The sequence below is a fragment of the Bacillus sp. TL12 genome (assembly GCF_022625245.1).
Lineage (GTDB): Bacteria > Bacillota > Bacilli > Bacillales > Bacillaceae_G > Bacillus_A.
In genome coordinates this window covers 1-569 of sequence record NZ_JAJJBY010000192.1, presented here as the reverse complement: position 1 = coordinate 569, position 569 = coordinate 1, and the positions used below count along the sequence as shown (strand labels likewise).

Below are 569 nucleotides of genomic sequence, written 5' to 3'. Positions count from 1 at the left end.
AATTAGAAAGGATGACGTTTTCTTATGAATCTCTCGATTCAAGATGAACTACTACCATTTGCTGAAGAATTACAACGATATGTTACACCTGTATTCTTAGAAGAACTTGCAAGAGAAATCGGATTCATAAAGCGAAAACGTAAGTTTTCTGGATCAGACTTAGCTACTATTTGTATTTGGATCAGTCAACGGGTGGCAAGCGATCCCTTAGTCCGATTATGTAGTAGGCTTCATGCTGCGACAGGTACTTTACTCAGCCCTGAGGGCTTAAATAAACGCTTAAATACAAAAGTAGTTTTGTTTTTACAACATATTTTTTCTTTACTGTTACAACAAAAAGTATGTGAACAAACGCTATTTTCTAATCATCTCTTCTCTTATTTTGGGCGAATTCGTATCCTAGATGCTACCTTATTCCAAGTGCCAAATGCTTTAGAGAATATATATCCAGGCTCTGGAGGGTGTGCCCACATTGCTATCAAGCTAACAGAAATAGAAAACTAAAGTCCGATGAACTTACGTTCAACGTCTGTCTGTTTCTTGTATTATTCACTCTTATATTTAAAAAT

General features: G+C 35.9%; 1 pseudogene. It reads left to right on the top strand.

Annotated features, from left to right (window positions below):
- Positions 1-24 precede the first annotated feature (24 nt).
- Positions 25-477: pseudogene (locus LOK41_RS28450) on the top strand (transposase); the annotation flags it as partial.
- Between the last annotated feature and the right edge of the window lie 92 nt (positions 478-569).